Below are 7,126 nucleotides of genomic sequence, written 5' to 3' on the forward strand. Positions count from 1 at the left end.
AACGTATGATCGTTTCTATAAAAAATCCAGCACCGGTTTTGCCATGGCGATCCTGAAGACGAATATCAACACGCGAGATGCCCGCTTCAAAGAGAATGCGGCGGCCATGGACCGGCTTGTAGAGACGCTGCAAGCGGATAGAGCCAGGGCGGCGGAAGGTGGGGACAAGCGCTCGCGCGATCGGCATGTGTCGCGCGGAAAGCTGCTGCCGCGCGATCGCGTATATGGGTTGATCGATCCCGGCACGTCGTTTCTTGAGCTGTCGCCGATGGCGGCAAACGGCATGTATGGCGAGGCGATCAACGGGGCTGGCATCATCACGGGCATTGGCCGCGTGGCAGGCCAGGAGAGTGTCATCGTTTGCAACGATGCGACGATCAAGGGCGGCACCTATTATCCCGTCACGGTGAAGAAGCATTTGCGCGCGCAGGAAGTGGCGCTCGAAAATAATTTGCCCTGTTTCTATCTCGTGGATTCAGGCGGCGCAAACCTGCCCAATCAGGCGGACATCTTTCCTGACCGCGAACATTTCGGGCGCATTTTCTTCAATCAGGCGCGCATGTCGTCGAAGGGTATTCCGCAGGTCGCCGTGGTCATGGGCTCCTGCACCGCAGGCGGCGCATATGTTCCAGCCATGTCAGATGAAACAATCATCGTCCGCAAGCAGGGCACGATTTTTCTCGGTGGGCCGCCGCTCGTCAAAGCGGCGACAGGCGAGATTGTGACGGCCGAAGATCTCGGCGGCGCGGATGTTCATTCGCGCAAGTCCGGCGTCACCGACCATTATGCGATGGATGATACTCATGCGCTTGCGATTGCGCGGCAGATCGCAAGCACGCTCAATCGGCAAAAAAACGTCAACATCCCATTGCGCGAGCCGCAGGCGCCGCTTTACGACGCGAGCGAGTTGAACGGTGTCGTGCCGCATTCCCTGTCGATCCAGTACGACGTGCGCGAGGTCATTGCGCGCCTTGTCGATCGATCCGAGTTTGACGAATTCAAGAAGCTTTACGGCACGACTGTCGTGACGGGCTTTGCGCATCTCCACGGAATGCCCATCGGTATCGTTGCGAATAACGGCATTCTCTTCTCGGAATCGGCGCTGAAGGTTGCGCATTTCGTCGAGCTTTGTTGCCAGCGACGCATACCGCTTCTCTTTCTGCAGAACATCGCGGGCTTCATGGTGGGGCGCGAATATGAGACGGGCGGCATTGCCAAGGACGGCGCGAAAATGGTGACGGCTGTTGCCTGTGCCGATGTGCCGAAGATCACGCTGGTGATCGGCGGCTCATATGGTGCGGGAAATTACGGCATGTGCGGGCGGGCATATTCTCCACGGTTTTTGTTTACATGGCCCAATGCGCGCATATCCGTCATGGGTGGCGAACAGGCGGCGAGCGTGCTGGCAACCGTGAAGCGCGAGGGCATGGAAGCGCGCGGCGAGGCGTGGAGCGTGGAAGAGGAAGATGCCTTCAAGGCACCTGTGCGCCAGCGTTACGAGGAGGAGGGGCATCCTTACTTTGCGACGGCTCGCCTCTGGGACGATGGGATCATTACTCCCGCCGAAACGCGCCGCGTGCTGGCGCTGTCTTTTTCCGCGACGTTGAATACACCTGTGCCGGAGACGCGCTTCGGCGTGTTCCGGATGTGAGGGAGAAGCACATGTTCAAATCCCTCCTCATTGCCAATCGCAGCGAAATCGCGGTGCGCGTCATACGCACGGCGCGCGCGTTGGGCATTCGCACGATTGCCGTCTATTCGGATGCCGATGCCGGCGCTTATCACGTTCGCGAGGCGGACGAGGCTGTTCACATCGGCCCGGCCGCGGCGAAGGAAAGCTATCTCGTCATCGAGAAGATCATCGCGGCGGCGAAGGCTGCGGGGGCCGAGGCGATCCATCCGGGATATGGGTTCCTGTCGGAGAATGTCGCTTTTGCGGATGCTTGCGAAAAAGCGGGCATTGTCTTCGTTGGGCCACCGGCTTCGGCCATCAAGGCGATGGGCCTGAAAGACGCAGCCAAGGCGCTGATGGAAAAGGCGGGCGTGCCCGTTGTCCCCGGCTATCATGGCGATATGCAAGATGCTCGCTTCCTTGAAGGCGAAGCGCAGAAGATTGGCTATCCGGTTCTTATCAAGGCGGTGGCGGGCGGCGGCGGCAAGGGTATGCGCCGCGTCGATGACCCTGCACGTTTTGAGGCGGAGCTGAAATCGGCGCAGCGCGAGGCGGGCGCGGCGTTTGGCGATGAGCGCGTGCTGGTCGAAAAATATGTCGCGCGCCCGCGCCATATTGAAATTCAGGTCTTTGCCGATGCGCATGGCAATGCCGTTTATCTGCATGAGCGCGATTGTTCATTGCAGCGCCGCCACCAGAAGGTGATCGAGGAAGCGCCTGCGCCTGACATGCCGCCTGAGATGCGTCGCGCGATGGGCGAGGCCGCTGTGGCGGCGGCGAAGGCTATTGGTTACCGCGGTGCGGGGACCATCGAGTTTATCGCCGATGCGTCGCGAGGGCTTCGCGCGGATGCATTCTGGTTCATGGAGATGAACACGCGTTTGCAGGTCGAGCATCCGGTGACTGAAGCGATTACGGGCACCGATCTTGTTGCCTGGCAGTTGCTGGTCGCAGCAGGCGAAAAGCTTCCGCTGACGCAGGACGAGATTCCGCTTGAGGGCCATGCCGTTGAAGTGCGGCTTTACGCCGAAGACCCGGCGAAGAAATTCTTCCCCTCGACGGGCAAGCTCGCCCGTTTGCGCGCGCCGGAAGATGCAAATATCCGCATGGATATGGGCGTCGAAGAAGGCGACGAAGTTTCCATGTTCTACGATCCGATGATCGGCAAGATCATTTCGCATGGAGAGACGCGGGATATTGCTCTGGCGCGTTTGCGGCGCTTTCTGCTCGGCATGGAAGTCGCCGGGCCGAAGACCAATCTTGCCTTTCTCGCCGCTGTCATGGGGCATGAGGCCTTTCAGAAGGCGGATATAGATACCGGCTTTATCGACCGGCATCTTGAGCAGCTTGTGCCGACGCAGGCTTTAGGCGCGGATGTACTGGGTGCGGCGCTTGTCGGGCATTTGCATGACCGTGCGCGCGCCTACCGGGCGGGCCAGGTGGGGACAAGCGACCCCTGGTCGCCTTGGGCAGCGACGGATGAATGGATCATCGGCGGTCATCGCAGCGAGGTTCTGAAATTTGTCCTTGATGGCGAAGTGGTTTCAATACCGGTTACGCCCAGAGGGCAGGGCGTGCATTTCACTCATAATGCGACGGAATATCTTGTGTCCGGCACGCTCTCCGCTGATGGCGAGATTGTCGCTATCGTTGACGGCAAGAGGGTGAAGGCGGCATTTGTACGGGGCGCTCACGGGTTTAGCCTTATCCATCATGGCTCGGTTTACGAGTTCACAAATATCGACCCTCTCGATGTCGATGTTGCGTCCGAAGCCGATACGGGCTCGCTGAAGGCGCCGATGCCGGGCAAGGTTGTTCAGGTGCTGGTGGAAGCAGGCGCGAAAGTCAGCAAAGGGGCTGCGCTTGTCGTGATGGAAGCGATGAAGATGGAGCAAACGCTTGCGGCTGCTGCCGATGGCGTCATAGCCTCCGTCAATATCGCGGCCGGCGATCAAGTGGAGGCCGGTGCGACGCTTGTCGTGTTTGAGGAAAAGGCTTAGCGGTTGACGCTTCATCTCATCAAGCTTTGTGTCGGCGCGGAAGACGTCGAGGATCTGCGGACATGGCAGACAGAGCGTCTTGCCGAGAAGCGGAAGCGCAAGGAAAAACCCGTGCTCGCGCATATCACCCGTATGGTGCCGACGCGGGCGGCGGAACTCCTCGATGGCGGATCGCTCTATTGGGTGATGAAGGGCCATATACGCTGCCGCCAGCGGCTGCTCGATATTGAGCCTTTCATCGATGGGGAGGGCATCAGGCGCTGCAAGCTGGTGCTGGACCCCGAGATCGTCCTGACGCGGCGGCGCGAGAGGCGGCCTTTTCAGGGATGGCGCTATTTTGAGACGAAGGACGCGCCTGCCGATGTGAAGGGCGTCGAAGAAGATGACGATATGCCCGAAGAGATGAGAGCTGAACTTGAGGCGCTGGGCCTGCTCTAGTCTCTGTGTCCGCGCGACTAGACCGGCATATTGTCGATAAGACGTGTGCGTCCTATTTTTGCGGCGACAAGAATGCGTGCCGGTGCCGTGACGTGGCCTGACGGGAATATCTCAAGCGTCGAGGCATCGCGGATTTCCAGATAATCCACATGGTCGAAGCCACGGGCGCGGATGCGGTCGGTGCCTTCGCGCGTTACCTCTGGAATGATTGCGCCCGCCGCCGCTTTTGCCGCCACCTCACGGATAATTACATTGAGCTGGCCTGCGGCCTTGCGCTCTTCGGGCGACAGATAGACGTTGCGCGATGACATGGCGAGGCCGTCCGCTTCGCGTAGGATCGCGCCGCCGAGGATTTCGACGGGGATATTCAAATCCGCGACCATGCGGCGGATGACTTGAAGCTGCTGCCAGTCCTTTTCGCCGAATGCCGCAAGGTCGGGCATGGCCTGAAGGAGCAGTTTTGAAACCACGGTTGCGACGCCTGCAAAATGCGTCGGGCGGGACTGACCTTCCAGCGGTTCTGAAACGCCGGTGACGCTCACCGTGGTCGAGAATCCCTGCGGATACATTTCTGCGGCGTTCGGCGCGAAGATGAGATCGCCGCGGCCTGCGAGCTTCGCGGCGTCTGCCGCTTCGGTGCGCGGATAGGCGTCGAGGTCTTCATGCGGCGCGAACTGCGTTGGATTGACGAAGATCGAGACGATGGCGCGGTCGGCTTTTGTCTTGACGAGATCGACAAGCGAGAGATGACCGTCATGGAGCGCGCCCATTGTCGGCACGAGCCCTGTCCGCAATCCCCGACTGCGCCAGTCGGCGACGGCGGCGCGGAGATCGGCGACGGTGCGCGCAACCGGAATGGCGTAGCTTGTCATATCGAGCGGCATGGATTTCACCCGGGCGGCCAATAGTCTGAAATTTGGCGGGACATTAGACGATAGGGGATTGCGGCTCAACGGTCTGGCAAAGGAGGGGCCGGATACCCACATTCGAGGCATGAAACAGGTGAGACAGATCGTTTTGGGTTGCGTGTTCGGGTTGGCGTTTTGCACGGCTGCCGTCGCGCAGCAGTTTCCCTGGGAGCCGGTAACGCCGCAGCGCTACACACCACCAGCCGCGATGCCCGAAGCGCCCACGCCGACAGTCTCCCAGCCCACACATCTGGTTCCGGGCCATCAGAGCCGCTACGGCTATGTGCCTGCTTATGAAAGCCAGGGGCCGGTTACGCCGCCGCTGGCGCCGGGCGAGAAGTCGAAAGGCTGGGTGCCCGGATATCACGATAATAATGGCGCGTGGATACCCGGACATCCGCAATAGTCAGACGAGCCGACCCTCGATCGCATTGCGATAAAGCGTCTCGTAAGCCGCGACCGTCATGGGGAGCGGGTTGCCGCCTGTTGATGGGTCTTCCATCGCCATGGGGGCGGCTTCGGGGATCATGTCGAGATCGACGCCGATCTCTTTCAGCGTGTTCGGAATGCCGATGTCCTGGCGCAATTGCAAAATCCAATCCACGAAGCCGTTGAAGCTCTGATCCTTCAGGTTCATGTAGCGCGCCGACGCCGCGAGTTTTTCCTCGATGGCGCTTTTGTTGTGGACGAGGACATAGGGCATAACGACCGCGTTGGTCAGGCCGTGATGCGTGCCGCGCAGCGACGAGCAGGGATGGCTCAACGAATGCATCGCGCCGAGGCCTTTCTGGAACGCTGTTGCGCCCATCGACGATGCCGCAAGCATATAGGCGCGGGCGTCGACATTGCTGCCGGTCTTCACGGCGACTGGCAACCATTCCCTGACGAGGCGCATGCCTTCAAGCGCGACGCCGTTGCCGAGGGGATGAAAGAATGGGCTGCAATAGGCTTCGAGATTATGCGACAGCGCATCCATTCCGGTTGCCGCCGTGATATGCGCGGGCAGGCCGACGGTCAGCTCCGGGTCGGCGATGACTTCCACGGGCTGCATCTTCGGGTGGAAGATGATCTTCTTCGTATGGTCGCGCTCGTCGACGATGACGGCGGCGCGGCCGACTTCGGAGCCTGTGCCGGCGGTTGTCGGCACGGCGACGATGGGTGCGATGCCCGCAGCATCTGCGCGCGTCCACCAATCTTCGCGATCTTCATAGTCCCACATGGGCCGCGTCTGGCCGGACATGAAGGCGATGGCCTTGCCTGCATCCATGGCGCTGCCGCCGCCGAAAACGATGACACCGTCGTGATGTCCTGCGCGGTAAATTTTCAATCCCGCTTCGACATCTGCTCCGATGGGGTTTGGGTGCACATCGGCAAAGAGCGCGCAGGCGAGGCCGCCATGCTCAAGCGTTCCGATGGCATCCATGATCATGGGGAGCGGCTTCAGGCCGGGATCGGTGACGAGCAACGGGCGGCGGATACCGGCAGCGCGGCAGGCATCGGCCAATTCCTTGATGCGACCAGCGCCGAAGCGGACTTTCGTCGGGTAGTTCCAGTTGCCGGTAAGCGAGGCGTATTTGTCGATCATGATGTCTTTGTCCGCAGGTGATAGCTTTTCGGGCGTGTGAGGTACTCATAGCCGACGCGCGATAGCGTGCAGCCGCGGCCCGTATCCTTGACGCCGGTCCAGGCGAGCGCCGGGTCGAGATAATCGCAGCGGTTCATGAACCAGGTGCCTGTCTCAATCTTGTCGCCGATCTCGATGGCAGCGTCTTCGTCTTCCGTCCAGATCGAAGCGGTGAGCCCGTATGGACTATCGTTCATCAACTGGATCGCCTCATCGTCGGATCGCACTTTCATGATGCCGATGACAGGGCCGAAAGTTTCCTCGCGCATGATGTCCATTTGATGGTTCACGTTGACCAGCACTTGAGGCGCGAAATAGGGCGTACCGGGTTTGGAGGCGGGGAACAGTTTTTCATCGATCAGCGCCTTCGCGCCACCGCGCACGGCGCTTTCGACCTGACCGCGCACGAAGGCAGCGGCAGACGGGCGGACCATGGGCCCGAGCGTCGTTGCGCTGTCGAGAGGCGAGCCGAGCTTGTATTTCC

The 7,126-nt window shown here is 60.5% G+C and carries 7 protein-coding genes; 4 read left to right on the forward strand and 3 right to left on the reverse strand.

Going from position 1 to position 7,126, the window contains the following annotated elements; all coding sequences use genetic code 11:
• Positions 1-43 precede the first annotated feature (43 nt).
• From WA943_RS01140 to WA943_RS01150, 3 genes are read left to right on the forward strand one after another with little or no spacing between them, the layout of a single operon-like run.
• Positions 44-1,651 carry a carboxyl transferase domain-containing protein gene (locus WA943_RS01140; RefSeq protein ID WP_424467849.1) on the forward strand — a complete coding sequence of 536 codons (1,608 nt, stop codon included), beginning with the start codon at positions 44-46 and terminating at the stop codon, positions 1,649-1,651.
• 11 nt (positions 1,652-1,662) lie between these two features.
• Positions 1,663-3,672 (forward strand): acetyl-CoA carboxylase biotin carboxylase subunit, encoded by a 2,010-nt coding sequence (locus WA943_RS01145; protein ID WP_424467851.1) that lies wholly within the window; start codon positions 1,663-1,665, stop codon positions 3,670-3,672.
• A 3-nt stretch (positions 3,673-3,675) separates the two neighbouring features.
• Complete coding sequence (locus WA943_RS01150) at positions 3,676-4,110, forward strand: DUF1489 family protein (protein WP_424467853.1); 435 nt, start codon at positions 3,676-3,678, stop codon at positions 4,108-4,110.
• 17 nt (positions 4,111-4,127) lie between these two features.
• Here WA943_RS01150 and panC read toward each other — a convergent pair whose 3' ends face one another.
• Positions 4,128-4,994, reverse strand: a complete 867-nt coding sequence (gene panC / locus WA943_RS01155; protein ID WP_424467855.1) for a pantoate--beta-alanine ligase — start codon at positions 4,992-4,994, stop codon at positions 4,128-4,130.
• Between the two features lie 109 nt (positions 4,995-5,103).
• Here panC and WA943_RS01160 point away from each other — a divergent pair, with 109 nt between their 5' ends.
• Positions 5,104-5,424, forward strand: a complete 321-nt coding sequence (locus WA943_RS01160; RefSeq protein ID WP_424467857.1) for a hypothetical protein — start codon at positions 5,104-5,106, stop codon at positions 5,422-5,424.
• Here the strand turns inward: WA943_RS01160 and WA943_RS01165 are convergent, their stop codons facing one another.
• Complete coding sequence (locus WA943_RS01165) at positions 5,425-6,603, reverse strand: iron-containing alcohol dehydrogenase (RefSeq protein ID WP_424467859.1); 1,179 nt, start codon at positions 6,601-6,603, stop codon at positions 5,425-5,427. It abuts the gene before it with no gap.
• A partial coding sequence (locus WA943_RS01170) for an aldehyde dehydrogenase family protein (protein ID WP_424467861.1) occupies positions 6,600-7,126 on the reverse strand: 527 nt, incomplete at its 5' end. The genes WA943_RS01170 and WA943_RS01165, both read right to left, overlap by 4 nt.

This window comes from Parvibaculum sp. (genome assembly GCF_049651025.1).
Lineage (GTDB): Bacteria > Pseudomonadota > Alphaproteobacteria > Parvibaculales > Parvibaculaceae > Parvibaculum.

What these genes read in the sequence shown, in the direction of transcription:
- WA943_RS01140 (WP_424467849.1), top strand. Translation starts at nt 44, where the DNA reads ATGGCGATCCTGAAGACGAATATCAACACGCGAGATGCCCGCTTCAAA.
- WA943_RS01145 (WP_424467851.1), top strand. Translation starts at nt 1,663, where the DNA reads ATGTTCAAATCCCTCCTCATTGCCAATCGCAGCGAAATCGCGGTGCGC.
- panC (WP_424467855.1), bottom strand. Translation starts at nt 4,994, where the DNA reads ATGCCGCTCGATATGACAAGCTACGCCATTCCGGTTGCGCGCACCGTC.
- WA943_RS01160 (WP_424467857.1), top strand. Translation starts at nt 5,104, where the DNA reads ATGAAACAGGTGAGACAGATCGTTTTGGGTTGCGTGTTCGGGTTGGCG.
- WA943_RS01165 (WP_424467859.1), bottom strand. Translation starts at nt 6,603, where the DNA reads ATGATCGACAAATACGCCTCGCTTACCGGCAACTGGAACTACCCGACG.